The organism is Nostoc sp. CMAA1605, from assembly GCF_021596505.1.
In the GTDB taxonomy this organism is placed as follows: Bacteria; Cyanobacteriota; Cyanobacteriia; order Cyanobacteriales; family Nostocaceae; genus Trichormus.
The window spans coordinates 1-18330 of the sequence record NZ_PJIZ01000099.1 but is presented as its reverse complement, the minus strand read 5'-3'; the positions used below and the strand labels follow the sequence as shown (position 1 = coordinate 18330).

Here is an 18330-nt window from a genome sequence, read left to right as displayed (position 1 = left end):
GTCATGTTTTCCAACTGTGCCTGTGCAATCAATATTCTGTCGAAAGGATCTCGGTGATGTAAGGGCAAAGTAGCCGCTTGTAAAGCATGAATCGCTGTGATTTCTAGCGATCGCACACCCAACTGCCCCATACGGTTAGAGATGTAGCTATCTAGTGGTTCTGGTAGTGGCAACTTTCCAATCGCAACTTTTATACCCATTTCCCAGATACTAGCAACGGAAAACCACAATTCGTTGGTTTCATCAGCAATGTGTGCAATTGTCTTCTCACTCAATCTCTCCGGTTGGGTAAACCACCACAACCAGCACTGAGTATCAAACAACAGCTTCACTTTTCACCACCTTCAAAAGCTGCTAATATTTCTTCCGGCAAAGGAGCATCAAAGTCTTCTGGTACGATAAAACGCCCTCGATCCATTCCTAAACTAGCTCGCCGATTGGATGAGGTATGAAACGGAACTAACTTGGCAATGGGAACACCTCGGTTAGAAATAATAATCTCTTCCCCAAGTTCCACGCGAGACAACAGACGCGAAAGATTCGTTTTAGCTTGATGGATATTGACAGTTTCCATGTTGATATGAAACTTAGTCTATAAACTAAGTTTAGTTTAATTGTGGTAATTGGGCAACAGCAACTCCAGCAAGAACCATAATTTAGCGATCGCCTCTAGGGATATTCTGACAACCAATGCCCCATTCCCCATGCCCTAACTAACACGAGACATCATAGTAATCAATCCTTGCTGACCTAAGAGAATTTCTCTCACCAAGCTTAAGATACCTACCCAAATGATGGGGGTGATGTCAACTCCGCCGATCGGTGGGATAATTTTTCGCGATGGGATTAAAAATGGCTCGGTAGGCCAAGCGATGAGATTGAAAGGCAACCGATTCAAATCAACTTGGGGATACCAAGTCAGAATGATGCGGAAAATGAAGAGAAACGTCATTAACCCCAAGATAGGGCCAAGAATCCAAACAGTTAGGTTAACAGCCGTCATGGAATTGATCCGAGCTACGATTTGATGGACAAACAGAAAACTGAAAGCGGAGATAATTAAATTTTAAGCTTTGTAAAGCTTTTTCTATCTAAATTTTAACCAAATGCTACTACTTATGAGCGCGTGACGAAAAGCAACTACACTCAAGACAGTGTTTAACTTTGGTGGGGTGTAGTCTTGGGGTTGCCACATCAGATGTACAGGCTTCTCAAGGAAGTAATACACTATTAGAATTATGATGAAGAGTGTAAAAAAAGGTTGAGATCCATGACACCATCTTTAGCAAACTTTCTTTGGAGTCTGGCTTGGGGTACTGCGATCGTTGTTATCCCTGCCACAGTTGGTTTAATTTTTATCAGCCAAAAAGATAAAATCCAACGTTCATAGTTTGAGGGAGAGTTACTTCAACTCTCTTGGGTATATTTGTCTGTCAGCTTAGTCAACTAACTGACAGACTTAAACTTTTCTTAAGATGCGGTAAATAGCTTCAGAGCTTCTTCGCTAGTTGCTTTGAAGCTTAAATATTATCGAAAATTCGGGTTTAAAACCCCGTCCACTTCGACAAGCTCAGTGTAGCACTCAGTGCATCGCTTCTAGGACAGCTTTATGCTTTTCGTGTTAGCATAAATACGTGGTTAATTGGTCGATACCCATGATTGTTTACGAGTTTAAGGTTAAAGGGAAAGAAGGGCAATATCAGGCAATAGATGAAGCAATTCGTACTAGCCAATTCATTCAAAACAAGTGCTTACGCTACTGGATGGATAACAAAGATGCAAAAGTAGATAAGTACGCATTGAATAAATATTGTGCAGTATTAGCTGCTGAATTCCCCTTTGCTGATGAATTAAACTCAATGGCAAGACAGTCTGCGGCTGAACGTTGTTGGAGTGCAATAGCTAGGTTTTACGTTAGCGTAGCGGGGCGAAGCCCTAACTCTAAAAAGAAAATTAAGGGCAAGAAGGGTTTTCCTAAATTTAAGAAAAACTGCCGTTCAGTTGAATATAAATCATCTGGATGGAAACTTTCAGAAACTCGTAAATCTATCACCTTCTCAGATAAGAAAGGTATAGGCACTCTCAAACTAAAAGGGACTTACGACCTAAACTATTACGATATCAAGCAAATTAAACGTGTTCGTTTAGTGCGTCGTGCTGATGGGTATTATGCTCAATTTGCAATTGACGCTGATGTCAGAATAGAAAGTCAACCTACAAATCAAGTAGTTGGTATTGACTTGGGAGTGAAATACTTCATTGCAGATAACAAAGGTAATAGTGAACCTTCACCCAAGTTCTACCGTCAGTCAGAAAAACAGTTAAACCGTGCCAACCGCAAAAAGTCTAAGAAGTTCAGCAAAGAGAAAAAAAAAGCCAAGCAAAAACAATCAAACAATTACCACAAAGCTAGAAATAGATATGCTCGTAAGCATTTAAAAGTAAGTAGGCAGCGAAAAGAGTATTGCAAGAGACTAGCATACTCCGTCATCCAATCTAACGATTTGGTAGCCTATGAAGATTTAAATGTGAAGGGTTTGGTACGTAATCGACATCTAGCTAAATCAATTTCTGATGCTGGTTGGTATGCCTTCAGGCAATGGTTAGAATATTTTGGTCATAAATATGGGAAAGTAACTATTGCAGTTCCTCCCCACAACACAAGTCAAAATTGTTCTAATTGTGGCGAAAAAGTGAAGAAATCTTTGTCTACCAGGACTCATGTTTGTCCTCATTGTGGATACGTGGAAGACAGAGATATCAATGCAGCAATCAATATTTTGAGGCGAGGACTCAGTACGGTAGGGCATACCGGAACTTACGCTACAGGAGATTTGCCCTCTTGGGCGGTTGGTGCAAGCCTGCTGTCTAACGGCGAGTCATTGAATGTAGAATCTCCGAACTTTTAGGGCGGAGAGTGTCAAATTGTGATTGCGTAGAGTAGTAGTTTTAAGTGTGGCTCGTTAACATAGATTTGATATTAGGAAAAGAACAATGCTAAATTTTGGGCTGAACTCAGCCAGTGTTCTGGCTCAGATAAATGTAGGGTCTACTCCAGCCACATTTTTAGGAATTTTCCTGGCTGTAGCTGGGGCTGCACTATATTTTCTCCGGACTGTGCGTCCAGAACTGTCAAGAGATCAAGATATATTTTTTGCGGCTGTAGGCTTGCTATGCGGCTTCATTTTAATTTTCCAAGGATGGCGTTTAGACCCGATTTTGCAATTTGGTCAACTGCTGTTAGTGGGGACAACGGTATTTTTTGCTGTTGAAAGTATTCGGTTACGGAGTATTGCTACTCAACAAGCTAAACGCAATACACCGATTGTAGATGAGAGGGAAGTTAGCAGAGACTATTCCTATAAGCGCAGACGCGGTGGTTATGAAGCGGAAGTGGAAGACGATTATGAACCACTACCGTATCAAGAGGAAGAAGAAGAGGAAGAACGTCCTGTACGTCCCCGCATTCGTCCTGGTAGGGACGATCGCTCCTCACGGGATGATTATTACGATGAGCCAACCCCACGCCGCGATCGCCGCAGCAGTAGCGATCGCCCAGAATCAACAGATAGACCATCCCGCAATCGTTCCACCCGTCCATCGTCTCGGAATACAGAAAGATACGATCAAGAGGATTGGGGTACTTCCTCTTCTAGAGAAACTGATGATTGGGAAAGTTCTAGTAGGGAAACCAGAAGAAATTCCCGACGGAGTAATAACAATTCTCCGCGTCCAGAAGTAAACGAGGATACACCGCCCACCAGACCCAGAAAACGCCGTCCACCTGCTGATAGTATTCCCCGCCGACCGATAGAAGATGATGAAGCTATCCCAACTGATTATGTACCGTATAAACCCATAGACGAATCAGAGACTAACTCTGATAAATCTACAGATTACGATGATCTATAAATCAGCCGTGATAGATGTAAGCTGATAAGCGACAGCAACAAGTAAATATCTGAGGTGAAAAAATTTACTTCTCAGTTCTGGCTTCAAAAACCAATTTATTGGAGCCTAATTTTTGGTTTTACAAGTTTGTTAACCTCTTGTGGCTCTGGTGATTTACCCCTTGGGCCTACTTCCCTCAATAGTCGCTACACAGAAGAGCAACCAGCCTTAAGTGGTAATGGTCGCTTTTTAGCGTTCATTTCCCATCGTAATAATACTCATCAGTTGCTTGTGTATGATTTGCGACAACAAAGTTTCATTTCCCTGCCAGGGCTAAACCGACGAGAGACAATTGTCGAAAGTCCCAGCCTCAGCTACACAGGACGTTACATTGCTTACTTAACCAGTGACCAAGGTAGACCAGTAGTAGCACTGTACGATCGCGCTACACAACAATCACAAGTTGTCACCCCAACTTATCGCGGTTGGGTCAGAAATCCGGCTATCAGCCCCGATGGACGGTATATTGTGTTTGAAACCGCAGCCCGTGGTCAGTGGGACATTGAAGTTCTAGATCGGGGGCCGACTATTGAATTAGATATTCCCAATGGTGCAACCGTTGAGCCACCGCAGTAGATATGGGCATGGGGTATGGGGCATTGGGCATGGGAGACAAGGGAGACAAGGGAGACAAGGGAGACAAGGGAGACAAGGAATAAAACACTAATGACTAATGACTAATGACTAATGACTAATGACTAAACCTATTACTTTTATTCCTATATTTGCTTGTGCGGGATTGTTAACGGGTGTTTTGGTTATCCTCGATTGGTGAATTATCCGTTTGATCCTGGGGGAAGGAGTCTCAATAGTCTGGCATCGGAACTTAGTCCGCAAAGTTCGGGAAGGTATATTGTGTTTACTAGCGATCGCCGGGGTAGTCAAGATGTTTATTTATTTGACACTCTGACGCGTAATTTAATGGATTTACCAGGATTAAATGCCTTTGATACTATTGCATCTCATCCCAGCGTTTCTGAAGATGCTCGTTATATTGTATTTGCTGCTAGTCGTCAGGGGCGATCGGCAATTTTTCTCTATGACCGCGAAACACGCCAATCACGTAATCTAACAGCTAATCTGCAAGCCGAAGTCCGTAATCCCACAATTAATGCTGATGGTACTACAATTGCCTTTGAATTTAGTAATAACGGACAGTGGGATATTGCTGTATATGACCGCAATGGTCAACCCCTCAATATCCCTCAAGACCCAAGGTAACAAGCAGGGAAACAGAGGCACAAGAAGAAACTTTAACCCCAATGCCCAATGCCCAATGCCCAATGCCCAATGCCCAATGCCCCATGCCCCATGCCCCTACTATCAAACTTGTTGCTAAAATCAATTACTTGAATCTGCTCTGGAAGAATATATTATGGCTATTTTAGATTCCAAAGGTCGCTTGTTTGGCAAAATCAATATACTTGACCTGTTTGCTGGGTTAGTTATTCTGTTAGTAATATTTGGGATTTTTGTTTTTCCGGGGACTGGTGGATCAATTGCTCAAGTAGGAGCGAAAAAAACGCCGATAGAGGTAGATTTAGTTGTTCGTGGTTTGAATGTGCGTGATCCTCAGCAGTTATCTGACCAAGGTTTTAAATCCGGTGGTAAAACTAAAGTGATTATCCGTAATCAACCTTATGGCGAAATTGGGATTAAATCTGTAAAAGTGCTACCTAGAACTTTAACCGTTGGTCAACCAGATGGTTCTGTTAAAGAATTGGACGACCCCAGAAAAAATAACTTTAGTACAGATATGCTTTTGACTTTAGAAGGTCAAGCAGAAGTTACCAAAGATGGGCCAGTTTTAGGTAACAGTAAGGTGAAAATTGGTATGCCTTTCGAGTTAGAAGGTTTTAATTACAACTTTAATGCTTCTGTGATTGATCTGAGATTACAGAATAAATAAAAACTAAAGCATTTTGACTAAATATCAATATAGTAAAAGCAAAAGATTTTTACATTTTGCTTTTGCTGTATTGAAAGACATTAGGTAATCGAAATACCACCAACCTTGTATTCATTCACAGCCATCCGTATGACAAACTCATCTCCCGCATCAGCAAAACTTAGTTTCCACAAATAGGTTTGATATTCCCGTTGTTTAAGTTGACCAAAGTAAGTAGTTGTATAACCCTCAGACATCCGTGGAGAAAGGTGGGAACTAACTGAGTCAAACATTTCCTTGGTAATACCCGCTTTGTAGTCTGCATTACCAACGCTGAGAAAAAGCTCATAATTTCCCGTAGCGATCGCATCTAAAATAATCTGCAAACAATCAATCACATTTTGCGGAGGATTGGTTTGAGTTACCATGACAATCTCCAATCAGTAGATGATACCGATATTATTCCACCATCTGGGGTTTTCCCCAAATAATCCGTTCTTGTTTGTAAATAGCAATTCCTGGTTTTGCACCTTTGGGTTTGTAGACGTGTTTCGGCTCGGTGTAAACTACCGCTACTTGTTCACTTTGGCGGGCGCGACTGTAATAAGCTGCAAGGTTAGCGACGAATTGTAAATCTGTGGTATCTGGAACAGCACCAGGTTCTAAACGCAATAAAACATGACTACCAGGAATTTCCTGTGCATGAAACCATAAATCATAATCGCCTGCTACGCGAAAGGTTAATTGGTCATTTTGGCTATTATTACGACCAATTAAAACTTGAAAACCATTCGGTGTGGAATAGTTACGAAAGTTGATACTGGGACTATCATTACTCCGACGACGATAATCTAATTCTTCTAAATATTTTTGTCCAATTAATTCATCGCGAATTTCTTCCAAAGCTTGTAAATCCTCAGCAGTTTGATAATTTTCTATCTGAGAAATTGCCGCTTCAACTTGTTCTAAATAATCAATTTCTGCTTGTACATCTTTGAGTAATGGTTCTACAGCAATACGGGCGCGTTTAAGTTTTTGGTGCTGTTTGTAGAGATTTTGGGCATTTTGAACAGCGTTTTTATCTGGCTGAAGGGCGATCGCTACAGGTTCACCAGTCTCAAAGTCTTGCAGGGTAATGGTTTTCATCCCTGGTTGCCATTCGTGTAAATGCGCCATCAATAAATCAGCCTTTTGACGATAATCATCAGCTTGATCTGATTGTTGCAGGCGATCGCTAAATGTCTGCGCTTTATTCCGCAATTTACCTAAAATATTACTCAACTTTTGGCTCAGTTGATGGCGTAATTGCGTAAATATCTGCTGATTCAGTTGTCCTGTGTAATACTCATTAATTAACGTCTGAATATCTTGAACTGGTGCAATTCCACCCCAACCCATCACCGTGTAACCATTGGGAGTCCAAGCAGGCTGAAAATTACCATTGTTTAAAGTTTGCAGCCATAACTGCCACTTTTCCCACAATCTTTGCCAATCTTCTGATTTGAGAGTATCAGTGTTAGTCTCTGGTGCAATATGCGCCGCCAGCAACATCGACTCAACTAAAGCCGCACTCAAACCACTATAACTTTTGAGTAACTGCTTTTTTATCGCCCCTGGGACTAAACTCACCCTTTCTTGCCAACGTGTCGGGGATTCACTCAAACTAGGGACAGTTCCCGTCAGTTTGGGTGGCGTTTCATAGATTTGTCCCGTTTGAATGGGACGGACACTAGACTGCTGCTGACTGACTTGATGAGCCGCAGTAATGATGAGATTATTAGCTTCCGTGAGGATGACATTGCTATATTTGCCCATAATCTCCGCATAGAGATGATATAGTGCTTCCTCACCAGGACGACGGGCAAATTGTAAATCTATCACCCTTTCCCAAGGTGCGATCGCCTCAATGGCTACCAAAGCTAAACCACCCAACTGATGTATTAACTGTTGGCTAAAGGTAAAAGTATCTGGAGTGCGTGGTGGCGGACTACCAATGCTAATATGTGCAGCTTGAGGATGCCAAGATACTTCTAGCCAACCTCTAGTTTTGAGAGTACGGAGAGCTATAGCAATAGTATAGCGATCGCGCTGATACACTTGCTCTAAACGTGAAGGTAGCCAGTGTGTGCGGAGTTCGCTACAAGCGGCTGTCAGAGTCGTAAAGTCTACTGGTTGCACAACAATCAATCGTCCACTTGGGGACTGCTAAGGTCGATGCTCAGTATATGCTATATCTTTTTGTTGAGTTGTTGTCATTTCCTCAGACCAAAGTAGAGTCGATTCTTTGCAATCTTTTCTGCGCCTCTGCGCCTCTGCGTGAGCTTTTCACACCTTCCACTGCACAACCCAACGCCGGAACAACTCCACCATAATTCGCCACCCTCCCCCAACTTCCTCAACCACATCATGACGCTTTAAAGTATCTAACGCCCTTTGCAACCCCTCACCACTCATCCCCGTAGACTCAGCTAAGGCATCAAAACTCAACCCCTCTACATAAGGTGCAAGCACTTTTAATATCTCCTGCTGACCCTCCACATCTTGCGCCGCCTGACCCCAAACCCCATCAAAATAGTAGCGTCCACGCTGGAAAAACTCAGGATTATTAATCACAGCCTCTACATCATCTACCGTAAACACAGGGTCACGGGATCTTCCTTGCTCAAAAACTTGGTCATTGTAGCGGCGCACCAACTGAAACCCTAATAGTTGGACTAAATATGGCTGACCATGCGTTAAAGCATAGATTTCTTCTAAAACTTCTGGTGTATAGTCAAGGAGAAAATCTTCACCTGGGTTAGCTAAAATTTGGCGAGTAGCTGCACGTTCCAGAAATTTGATATGAATAGGAATCACGCTAGCGAAAAAGGGTTGAAAATAATCTGCTGTCATCTCCTCTAAAGTGTGCAACCCAGCAAAAGCAAAAGCCACTTTAGAACTCATTTGCACCAACCCCCGCAGATAACCCATAAAATCTGGAGGTATTTTTCCCGCTTCAATCAGTTCCTCAATTTTCTCGAATTCATCTAAAGCAATAATTAACCCAGTCTCTAACTGTGCTTCCACCTGTTTTAAATAGCGTTCAAAAGTTCTATAGGAAAGATTCAATAAATCCGCGTCATTTGGTGGTGGAAGTTTCACTGTTTGAGAAATTTCATCACTAATTGCTATTAGCACCTCACCCACACCTTGGGGACTATCCCCCAAACGCAGCAAATTGACGTAAGCTAACTGTATGCCTGAGCCTAGACTTTGAGACGCATTCAGCAAAATTGAAGTTTTACCCATGCGTCTGTGACCGTAAAGAACGACAGACTGGAGTTGATTACCCATTACCCATAGTTCTTTTAGTTGTCTAATAACATCTTCCCTTCCAATAAAGAGCTTACCTCGAACGGGATCACCAACTATGTAAGAATTAGTTACTCGATTGTCGATGCGAATTTGTCCAACCTCTGTAGCTACATCCATTAAAGCAACTGACCACTTGATCACTATTGTGTTAATTAGGTCTCGTTCAAGTTCAGGTAAAGTATCACGTTGATTTCTCAGATTTTTCAGTTCTCCAATAGCACGACTTAAGGCAAAAGCTCTAGAGGAACGAGATGAACTATTTTTAATAACCTTGATATCCTCTGCTATTCCACGTAAGCTAGCAATTGCCTTCCAAGTATCTGAACGCAACAAAGGTTGTTTGGGAAAATTGGGTAGTTTAAGAGCAGCAATATTATTTATATTTTTAGCTTTATCAAATACAAAAAGTGTTTGAGTGAGATTAAACATCTCTGACCCATAGTTTAGAGAACTTACATTATAAAAAGCCTTTTCTGACTGGTAAATATTTTTTTTATGCAGAAACCAAAAACCAGCAGCAGTAGCAGAAACAGGAGTATTTAAAGAGTAGTATAAAGGGAAAAAGTATCCACAAAGGCAACGGATTAACTCCCAATTACAAGGAGGTTCAGCTAATTGAGAAATACGCTGTACAACTTGCTCTAAAGGTGTTTTTGATAAAACACGATTGATGGCATTTATCACTGGTATAAATTGACAAGTAGAATAAAAAATTGTTTTAGCATTTATTATCCCCTCTTCCCAATTAGAGTTCAACCATTTCTGTAACTGTTCAGATAATTTTGGTAAAGGGATTGGGGTTATGTGAGGCAATTGTATGGCTGCATTATTTTGAAATGTATTTTGTCTTAGAAATAGGCTTAAAAGCCAATCATCAGGACGTAGAATTACTAAGCATAGAGATATTACAGATAATAAAAATAATAATAAAGAAAATAGTATTTTTGTAAAAATATTAAATTCTGGTGGAATATATTGAAAACTATTTATAGAGTTGATAAGTATTATAAAAAAAGAGGAAAATATACCAAAAACTAAATAAAATTCAAATTCTACTGTATTTAGTAATATTGCAAAAGCTGTGTTAATAGATATAGTTAACCAAATAATCCTTAGTATTATAAAAAATAAAATAGCCAACAAATTGTACGTTCCTTCTTTCGATGGTAGTTCACTAATATTAAAAAACAAATTTAAATTAATACTTAAGGTAATAAATAAAGGGAGTCCCCAACTTATCCAATTGTCCCAAAATTTGATAAAAGACTGATGTGTATCCGATAAACTCATAAATAGTAATAAAACAATAAATATGGAAGTAAAAAATAGAAACGCGACACCTTTTAATACATTTAAATATCCTAATCTAAACCCTAATATATTAAAAATAAAAACTTGGATCAAGGATGGAATAATTACTAATATTATACTTTGTAAACATAATTGACGAAGACTACTATTCGGCAATAATTTCCAAAGATATTTCCAATTTATATTTGTCTGGATGAAGAAGTCTTCAGGTAAATTTTGTGTGTGCCAAATTGTATAACATTGTAAAGCTTGAGGAAAGAAAAAAACCCAATATAGTAGGCGTACATAATCCCAAGGATTAGACAGCGATAGAATCCTCCTCGATTGAGATAATAGGTCTAGCTGGGGTATTGGAGTAGTTTGACTCATTATCGCTCCTCTATTTTCACAGTTTCAAAAAACTCAAATCAAAAATCAATTTCCTATGAATTAGATAATAAAGACAATTTTACTTTGTTTATTAGAAGTATTATTTTTCAATGTATCAAAGCACTTTATTTAATTTTATACCCTACATATAATATGCGTAAATTCGATAACACGACTGCATCAGTTTGCGAGGATGTCCGCCACTTTCTTGAATCAGTTGCATGATTTCTTCCTCAGCAAAACTCACAGAAGTCATAGCTAAACGACTGTTGATAAAATCACGGATGCTGATTTCATCCCACGGCTTGATATGTTCCTCTTGACAAATCCCCGCCAGTGGCGAAGTTTTACCATTATCCTGACTATCATTAAATAACTTATCTAAAGGTTCAGTCGCAGCTAAAACCAACCGTATATTACTACCCTCAGCTAAACCCCGCAAATAATCCCGCACTTGGCGAGTAAACCCTTGCCAACTCAACTTACCTACATTATCTATAGCTAGCAACACTCGTTTATCTCGTAAATTGCGAGTCAGCATATAACCCTTACTTTCAGGGATACCCATCTCACAGCACAAAGCTGTGTAGAATTCTTCCTCATCATGAACCCAATTCAAATCTAGAAATACTGGCTGACGCTGAAGCTGATTTTCTGCTTGTTGACAAATTGCCCATAACAGAGAAGACTTTCCAATTCCTTCTTCCCCTAAAATAACTACACTACTACCACTATTCAGCACCTCAAATATCCGTTGTATTTCCCGCTTCCGCCCGAAAAATAGCTGTGCATCTTCTACTCTCCCTTGTTGTGGAATAAAAGGGTTGATAAGTTGTAAAGTAGGTTTTGGGGTAGTTACAATTTGTGTAGATTGCTGTTTATATATTTTCTCTATTGAGATTTTAAAATTATTTTTCTGAATCTTGATTTCTACTTGAGACACTTCAGAAATCTTATTAAATAACCTACCTCCTATTTCTTTTACAGATTGCTCCCCAAAATGGATTTCTTCAGCAATAACAGGATAAGTCTTACCTTCCCATATTCCTAAAAACACAGCTTTTTCAGAAACACTAAAACCAGATCCATTTTTGGAAGCAACCAAGCTATTAATAAAATTAAATGCGTCTTCTCCGTTCATTAGTTGCTACAAATGACTGGCAGTTATTCATACTACCTCAAAATCGAGCATATTTTTGCATAAATGTCAGATACGTAGTGGCGTGGCAAAGCGAAACCCAACATGGATATCGGTGTTGGGTTTCCTTACGTCAACCCAACCTACTTTCACCTACCTAAATGAAAAATTAGCAGCAGTAATTCTTCCTACCTCTACATACCGACAAATGAGAAATACCCAGATAACTTAATAAATAAGAATTAACAAATTTCTGGAGTTATCTAAATATGAAACCATCCACACTGAAATCTATCAATCCTATCCTAGTTGCTCTGATTACCGCTAGCACAACTTTAGCCGTAGCTTTTATCAATAAACCCAGTCCGCAACCAAATATTTCTACTAATCCTATTCCTCAAAATCCATCAAATCTTACTAATTCAGAATGTCATCCCATTCTTGCCAATAAAGTATGCGTCGCTCATCTCACTGTTCAAATTAACAGCGATGAACCACAACAAGTTAAATATAGCGATCGCCTACCACTACAAACTGGAGACACAATCAAATTGTTAAACTTAACTTATTGCATACCACCCCAAATAAAAGTCAACAAATTAACAGCCAAGGCACATTTATTCAAAAATGGGAATAATAATTATCAAAATGTTTTACTCACCTCTAGCAGTTTCCCTACTAATACAGGTTGTCACAATGTCAGCAATTTCCAAGATTCATGGCAATTAGCAGCCGGACAACACCGTGTTAATGTTCCTATAATGAAATATGAGGGTAGTTATAGAGTAGTTGATCAAAACTTCTCATTTAACTTGGATGTTGGAGAGTAGTGTAATTTTGAGAGAGTGAATCAAACTCAAAAATAGCTTAATACATGAATATCTGTTCATCTAGATACATCTTATATGAACTTTACAAACACACTCATCATCTAGATAATTTAATCAAGTATTAAGCAATAAGTGTAAATACATGATTATTCACTCTCATAATATAAATAAATATAGTGCTTAATTTAATAAGCGATTGTGAGGTTGTATTCAAATGCCTAAATGGAAAGTTGTCACAGAATTTACCTTTAATGCTGCTCACTACATTAAAGATTACAACGGCCCCTGCGGCCGAATGCACGGACATAATTATCAAGTTCGTATTGAAGTTACATCCACACAACTACACGCTTCACAATATTGTCCACATCCGGTGATGGTAGCCGATTTTAGAACTTTACGCTGGGCAAAGCAAGATTCTACAAAAGGAGGGCTAGATCATGGTGTTCTTAATGAAATTATGCCTCCTGAATACGAAACAACTGCGGAAATGATCGCTAAGTATATCTATGATGAAACTAAGAAGAAATTACCACCAGAAACACAACTCAAAGTCCATGTTTCTGAGACACCTAATAGTTGGGTAGAGTACGAAGATTGATTAATGTTGAGTTTCACTCAGAAAATTCTCATTAAGAAATGCACATATTGCCTTTCCTTCCCCTATACCCTGATACACCCACACCCTTACAACCCTAGTTTTTAATATTTGCAACATAATACTAATTATCCATTTTCTGCACATAAATGCTAGAATTTCCTTAAATCAATCAGTTATTAAGCGTCTGATAACAAGTATTTTTTCTGAGTACATTTCAAGTAAATGTGCATTATCGTGTTAGTGTTTTGAATCGTCTTCCTTGCTCATCTCATTATCAACACAGCAATACACTTAATTTTAACTTTTGTTAATAATTGAATGTGGTGCCTACATTCTTAAACTTAATCAAGTTTTAAATCTCTATATTAAGTTTTTGATAATACTTGTCTCAGCTTGTACTTTAATTCGTGATCTGTTGCTGTAATTGTGTAATCTGAAAACAACTGAGCTGAATGTTAAATATTGAGGTCTAATGACTCCTAAAATTCTGCGTCAACTGTGGGCTGTGATTGAAAACTCTCACACCAAAACTCTTTTGCAGATGGATGATGCTAGCTTAGTGCAATGGTTGACACACCAGACTACAGCCCAAGCATTATTAGAGCCGAGTGAAACCGATTGCCTGATTGACTATATTCAATCTCGGCTATCTTTGATACGTGATATTGCTTACGAAAGACAGTGTTTATAGTAACAGATTAACTATGATTTCGTCCATAGTTTAAGGGAATTTGATGGAAAATCATGTGAGGTAGACTGCACCCAGGGGGGATGCTGTTTGGAGATTTTCGGATAATTCCCATGAAAAAAATATCCAATCACTGCGTCAGCAAAAATCGGATAGTTTAAATACTGCAACTCTCAAAAAATTGCCAGTCGCTCAATTGAGTTGCTGAAAACGAACTTCAAAATTGCACATTGGTTAGTGTTTTTGTGGTAAATAACCCTCTACTAAACAATCACCGTCAACGACACGCCAACGCACACGCTCTAAAATTAAGGCTTCTGTCATATTGGTTAAACCTAAGTCACCTACAGGTGTAGGCGCATGATTACCACCAATAATTTTGGGAGCAATAAAAGCTAAGATTTTCTGCACTGCACCTTCAGATATAGCTTTTGCGGCTAAAGTCCCGCCACATTCCCACAGCACACTACAAAAACCTCGTTCATATAAATACTCTATGGTTGCTTGTGGTGTGAGAGAAGGTAACTCTAATACCTCCACTCCTTTTTCTTGTAAGAATTTTTGGAAATCTGGGTTAGCACCGGCTTGGGTGAGTACCAGAGTAGGTGCTTCTGTGATGTCCCACAAATGAGCATCAGTAGGTAAATTCAGAGAACGACTCATTACCACCCGCAGGGGATTATGCGCTTCTGCTTGATGGCTAGTCAGATAAGGATTATCTTGGCGCACAGTATTACCACCAACAATCACCGCATCACAAGCAGCCCGTAGTTGGTGTACTTCGCTACGGGCGGTTTGGTTTGTTACCCAAGCACTATGACCGGAATTAGTAGCGATTTTGCCATCTAAAGTCATGGCGTATTTTAAAATTCCTAGAGGGCGTTTGTGCAGAATGCGATGCACAAAACCTTCGTTCAGTTGTTGACAAGCTTCCGATTCTACACCCACCAAAACCTCTATTCCCGCCGCCCGTAGAGTGTTAATTCCACCACCAGCTACTAACGGGTTCGGATCAACCATCCCTACTACCACCTTAGCCACACCAGCCGCCACTAAAGCTTTAGAACAAGGGGGAGTCCGTCCATAGTGGTTACAAGGTTCGAGACTGACATAGACTGTAGCACCACGGGCTAAATCTCCGGCGGCTCTCAGAGCAAAAACCTCTGCATGAGGTTCACCAGCACGGGGGTGAAAACCTTCCCCAACAATTGTGCCATTTTTAACAATTACTGCCCCTACTAACGGATTTGGTGAAGTGCGTCCTAAAGCACGGCGGGCAAGTTCCAAACAACGCCGCATCATCGCCTGGTCAAATTCACTACCTACAGACTGTGGTGTTTGTGAATGAGAATTATTTGGCGATCGCACTAAAAAACTCATGATCATGAATGTTATTTGATAGAGAGGCATCCCCTTGAGCAACCACTGGCAAGTTATCCATAAATCTTGGGCAATACTGTAAATATTCTGCACGCTAACTGCTTGAATAGCGATACCTAAACAGTACGATTTTGTGGATTGGGGATTGGGGATTGGGGATTGGGGACTGGGAAAAGGAGACAAGGTAGACAAGGTAGCAGGAAGAAAAAACTATGGACTATAGACTATTGACTGTTGACTATGGACTAATGACTAATGACTAATGACTAATGACTGATGACTAATAACTAACTTTCATTTTTTCCCACCACAGGTTAAGCGGGTAATACAAGACAGGGGCCCAGAGGCTGCTGAGAATGGCAGAGGCTAGGGTGACGCGTTGATAGTATGCCCAGATGAAATCTTGGGAAATGCGATCGCTTCCTACACCTAGTAAAAATCCAAATAAGGTTTCTGATACAACTGCCATCACAAAGACAATCAAAGCAATAGAGATGAAATCTTCTTGAATAAAACGTTGCTTTTGCAGTATGGCAGTGAGAAATCCTACTAACCCCAATGTAATGGCATGAGATGGATGGGGTGAAGTTATCGCATCTTGCAGTAAACCTAAGATAATTCCTGCTAAAGTTCCTGACCAAAAAGACCGCTTGACACTCCAAGCAACAACCCAAATTAATAGCCAATTCGGCCCAATTCCCAATAATTCCGTGCCTGGAAAGCGAGTAGGTAATAACAGCAAGCATAAAAGCACAGAGCCAACTATAATGCCCCAATTCATTACCTGTAACCAAGCTGGATGCAAATCCGCCAAAGTTTTCCTTCTAGTGCGGCGGCGTTCTGGCGGTTTAGACTTACCACCAAATGAAGGTATCTTCACCATTTTGAGTGACTGTTGACTGTTGACTGTTGACTATTGACTCTTTTCTGTCTTCGCTGATTGCTGAGTTTCTGACTCTGAATTTTTCGTGTTGGGATAGACAGCAACCCAATCTAGTGAACTCAGAGCCGGAAAAAGTTCTACTTTAGCTACAGAAGCGGGAAGTTTTTTCAAATCTAGTGATTTGATTCGTCCTACAGCAAAACCTGCGGGGAATTTCTGACTGTACATCGATGTAGAAACTACATCTCCCACTTTCACATTTGGAACTTTTTCATAAAATTCCAATACCCCTTCCGCAGAAGAATCTCCCCTTAATACGCCTTTGGCAGAAGTGCGGCTAACAGTCACACCAACTTGGCTTTTGATATCACTAATTAACAAAATGCGACTAGTGTTAGGGGTGACGCTTTCCACTAAACCCACTAATCCACCTTCAGATTTGACCACATAACCTTCACGAATGCCAGCATTTGAGCCACGGTTAATGGTTACTTGTTGCCACCAATGATCTGCACTGCGTCCGATTACCCTAGCGGGAATTGGCCGTGAGGAAGCCGGCTCTTTCTGAACGTAGCCTAGTAAGTCTTGCAATTTTTGATTTTGATTTTCTAGTTCAGTAATTTTGGCTTGCAACTCCAAAAAACGCGCATTTTTGAGTAATTCTTCTTGGCGTTCTTCAGGACTTATCCCTGCCGGCAGCATTTGCAAAGGACGAGTAATTGCTTGGTATACTTCCAGTAAAAATTCTCCTTGAGTTTGGCGTAGTATCCAAGCACCGCCCAAAGCTAAGGCGACTAAACTTAAATGTAGGGTTTTGCGCTCCCACCAACGACGTACAGTAACCATCTATAAACCTATTTCTATAAATTAAAAGATACTGGATTCTATTTATATAAAACCCAAATTACAGTCAAATAGAACCCAATATCCAAATTTTTTTTGATTACATATTGCGAGAGCGGCCGCTGAACACCCTTTCTAGCTGTTTGAAGTTTTCTAGCACACGTCCCGTTCCTAACACAACGCAGCTGAGAGGATCAGCCGCAATATGAGTCACAATTCCTGTTTCGTGGCTAATTAAGGTGTCTATCCCTTTGAGTAAAGCACCGCCACCAGCGAGCATAATGCCTCTATCGATGATGTCTGCTGCCAATTCAGGGGGTGTACGTTCTAAAGTCCGCTTCACCGCTTCAATAATCACAGATAGCGGTTCTAACATACTTTCCCGAATTTCTGGCCCTTTGATGGTAACTGTTCTAGGTAAACCAGACAGCAAGTGTAAACCCCGGACTTCCATGATGGCGTTTTCATCATCATGGGTGGGGTAAGCAGAACCAATGCGAATTTTAATGTCTTCCGCAGTCCGTTCACCAATGACTAGGTTATGTACTTTTTTGAGATACATGATGATGGATTCGGTTAATTCATCACCGGCAATGCGTACTGATTCACTTAACACGGTTCCTTGCAAGCTCAGTACAGCTACTTCTGTGGTTCCGCCGCCAATATCAATAATCATATTGCCAGTGGGTTCAGCAACAGGAAGTCCTGCACCAATGGCTGCTGCTACTGGTTCATCGATTAGATAAACTTCTCTAGCTCCAGCTTGCGCGGCTGCATCCATGACAGCTCGTCTTTCTACACCCGTGACACCACTAGGTATACCGATGACAATCCGAGGTAATATCAAAGACCTACCTTCATTGACTCGCTGAATGAAGCTTTTCAGCATTAACTCTGCGGTGTCGAAATCGGCAATTACACCATCACGTAAAGGCCGTAAGGCAATCACATTACCTGGTGTCCGTCCGAGCATTTTTTTTGCTTCTTCTCCTACTGCAAGAGCCACCTTTTCGTTTTGATCGATCGCTACGACAGAAGGTTCTTGCAGTACAATACCTTTACCTGATACATAAACGAGGGTATTGGCTGTACCG

Annotated in this window: 20 protein-coding genes and 1 pseudogene; 10 read left to right on the top strand and 11 right to left on the bottom strand. The window is 40.4% G+C overall.

All coding sequences use genetic code 11. The annotated features are described in order from the left end of the window. From CV014_RS24685 to CV014_RS24675, 3 genes are all read right to left on the bottom strand, one after another. The coding region (locus CV014_RS24685; protein ID WP_236144435.1) for a type II toxin-antitoxin system VapC family toxin at positions 1–332 on the bottom strand (332 nt) is incomplete at its 3' end. Next, a complete protein-coding gene (locus CV014_RS24680) occupies positions 329–574 on the bottom strand; it encodes a type II toxin-antitoxin system Phd/YefM family antitoxin (protein ID WP_236144434.1) in 246 nt (81 codons plus the stop codon). The genes CV014_RS24685 and CV014_RS24680, both read right to left, overlap by 4 nt. A 135-nt stretch (positions 575–709) precedes the next feature. Further along, the gene (locus CV014_RS24675) at positions 710–1003 is read right to left on the bottom strand and encodes a YggT family protein (protein ID WP_236144433.1); all 294 of its coding nucleotides are present in this window, start codon (positions 1001–1003) and stop codon (positions 710–712) included. 267 nt (positions 1004–1270) lie between these two features. On the opposite strand from CV014_RS24675, the gene psbX reads away from it, so the two are divergent. The 7 genes and pseudogenes from psbX to CV014_RS24640 all read left to right on the top strand — a co-directional run bounded on the left by psbX (position 1271) and on the right by CV014_RS24640 (position 5860). Beyond that, positions 1271–1390, top strand: coding sequence for a photosystem II reaction center X protein (gene psbX / locus CV014_RS24670; RefSeq protein WP_015112477.1), 120 nt, complete (start codon positions 1271–1273; stop codon positions 1388–1390). Positions 1391–1655: 265 nt separating this feature from the next. Further along, positions 1656–2909 (top strand): RNA-guided endonuclease InsQ/TnpB family protein, encoded by a 1254-nt coding sequence (locus CV014_RS24665; RefSeq protein ID WP_236144439.1) that lies wholly within the window; start codon positions 1656–1658, stop codon positions 2907–2909. Between the two features lie 85 nt (positions 2910–2994). Next, on the top strand, positions 2995–3912 hold the full coding sequence (locus CV014_RS24660) for a Ycf66 family protein (protein ID WP_236144432.1): 918 nt from the start codon (positions 2995–2997) through the stop codon (positions 3910–3912). Positions 3913–3966: 54 nt separating this feature from the next. After that, positions 3967–4527: a TolB family protein gene (locus CV014_RS24655; RefSeq protein ID WP_236144431.1), complete on the top strand. Its 561-nt coding sequence runs from the start codon at positions 3967–3969 to the stop codon at positions 4525–4527. Between the two features lie 118 nt (positions 4528–4645). Further along, positions 4646–5172 (top strand): annotated as a pseudogene (locus tag CV014_RS24650) (TolB family protein). Then, a complete protein-coding gene (locus CV014_RS24645; protein WP_236144430.1) occupies positions 5135–5290 on the top strand; it encodes a hypothetical protein in 156 nt (51 codons plus the stop codon). Before CV014_RS24650 ends, CV014_RS24645 begins: the two are co-directional and overlap by 38 nt. Before the next feature lie 36 nt (positions 5291–5326). Further along, positions 5327–5860, top strand: coding sequence for a DUF4330 domain-containing protein (locus CV014_RS24640; RefSeq protein ID WP_236144429.1), 534 nt, complete (start codon positions 5327–5329; stop codon positions 5858–5860). 80 nt (positions 5861–5940) lie between these two features. On the opposite strand, the gene CV014_RS24635 is transcribed toward CV014_RS24640, so the two are convergent. The 4 genes from CV014_RS24635 to CV014_RS24620 all read right to left on the bottom strand — a co-directional run bounded on the left by CV014_RS24635 (position 5941) and on the right by CV014_RS24620 (position 12014). Next, positions 5941–6267 carry a hypothetical protein gene (locus CV014_RS24635; RefSeq protein ID WP_236144428.1) on the bottom strand — a complete coding sequence of 109 codons (327 nt, stop codon included), beginning with the start codon at positions 6265–6267 and terminating at the stop codon, positions 5941–5943. A gap of 31 nt (positions 6268–6298) precedes the next feature. After that, a complete protein-coding gene (locus CV014_RS24630; RefSeq protein ID WP_236144427.1) occupies positions 6299–8017 on the bottom strand; it encodes an Rqc2 family fibronectin-binding protein in 1719 nt (572 codons plus the stop codon). A 147-nt stretch (positions 8018–8164) separates the two neighbouring features. Further along, positions 8165–9877: an AAA family ATPase gene (locus tag CV014_RS24625; protein WP_236144426.1), complete on the bottom strand. Its 1713-nt coding sequence runs from the start codon at positions 9875–9877 to the stop codon at positions 8165–8167. Positions 9878–11015: 1138 nt separating this feature from the next. Beyond that, positions 11016–12014, bottom strand: coding sequence for an nSTAND1 domain-containing NTPase (locus CV014_RS24620; RefSeq protein WP_236144425.1), 999 nt, complete (start codon positions 12012–12014; stop codon positions 11016–11018). A gap of 266 nt (positions 12015–12280) precedes the next feature. Between CV014_RS24620 and CV014_RS24615 the strand changes: the two genes are divergently transcribed. From CV014_RS24615 to CV014_RS24605, 3 genes are all read left to right on the top strand, one after another. Then, positions 12281–12841, top strand: a complete 561-nt coding sequence (locus CV014_RS24615; RefSeq protein WP_236144424.1) for a hypothetical protein — start codon at positions 12281–12283, stop codon at positions 12839–12841. A 214-nt stretch (positions 12842–13055) separates the two neighbouring features. Beyond that, positions 13056–13442, top strand: coding sequence for a 6-pyruvoyl trahydropterin synthase family protein (locus CV014_RS24610; protein ID WP_103137612.1), 387 nt, complete (start codon positions 13056–13058; stop codon positions 13440–13442). A 472-nt stretch (positions 13443–13914) separates the two neighbouring features. Continuing rightward, positions 13915–14133 carry a hypothetical protein gene (locus CV014_RS24605; protein WP_103137613.1) on the top strand — a complete coding sequence of 73 codons (219 nt, stop codon included), beginning with the start codon at positions 13915–13917 and terminating at the stop codon, positions 14131–14133. A gap of 231 nt (positions 14134–14364) precedes the next feature. Here CV014_RS24605 and ribD read toward each other — a convergent pair whose 3' ends face one another. The 4 genes from ribD to CV014_RS24585 form a co-directional block, all read right to left on the bottom strand. Then, positions 14365–15510: a bifunctional diaminohydroxyphosphoribosylaminopyrimidine deaminase/5-amino-6-(5-phosphoribosylamino)uracil reductase RibD gene (gene ribD, locus CV014_RS24600; RefSeq protein WP_236144437.1), complete on the bottom strand. Its 1146-nt coding sequence runs from the start codon at positions 15508–15510 to the stop codon at positions 14365–14367. A 280-nt stretch (positions 15511–15790) separates the two neighbouring features. Further along, positions 15791–16390 carry a rod shape-determining protein MreD gene (mreD, locus tag CV014_RS24595; protein ID WP_236144436.1) on the bottom strand — a complete coding sequence of 200 codons (600 nt, stop codon included), beginning with the start codon at positions 16388–16390 and terminating at the stop codon, positions 15791–15793. 33 nt (positions 16391–16423) lie between these two features. Continuing rightward, complete coding sequence (gene mreC / locus CV014_RS24590; RefSeq protein ID WP_236144423.1) at positions 16424–17239, bottom strand: rod shape-determining protein MreC; 816 nt, start codon at positions 17237–17239, stop codon at positions 16424–16426. 97 nt (positions 17240–17336) lie between these two features. Next, on the bottom strand, positions 17337–18330 hold a 994-nt coding region (locus CV014_RS24585), incomplete at its 5' end, for a rod shape-determining protein (protein WP_236144422.1).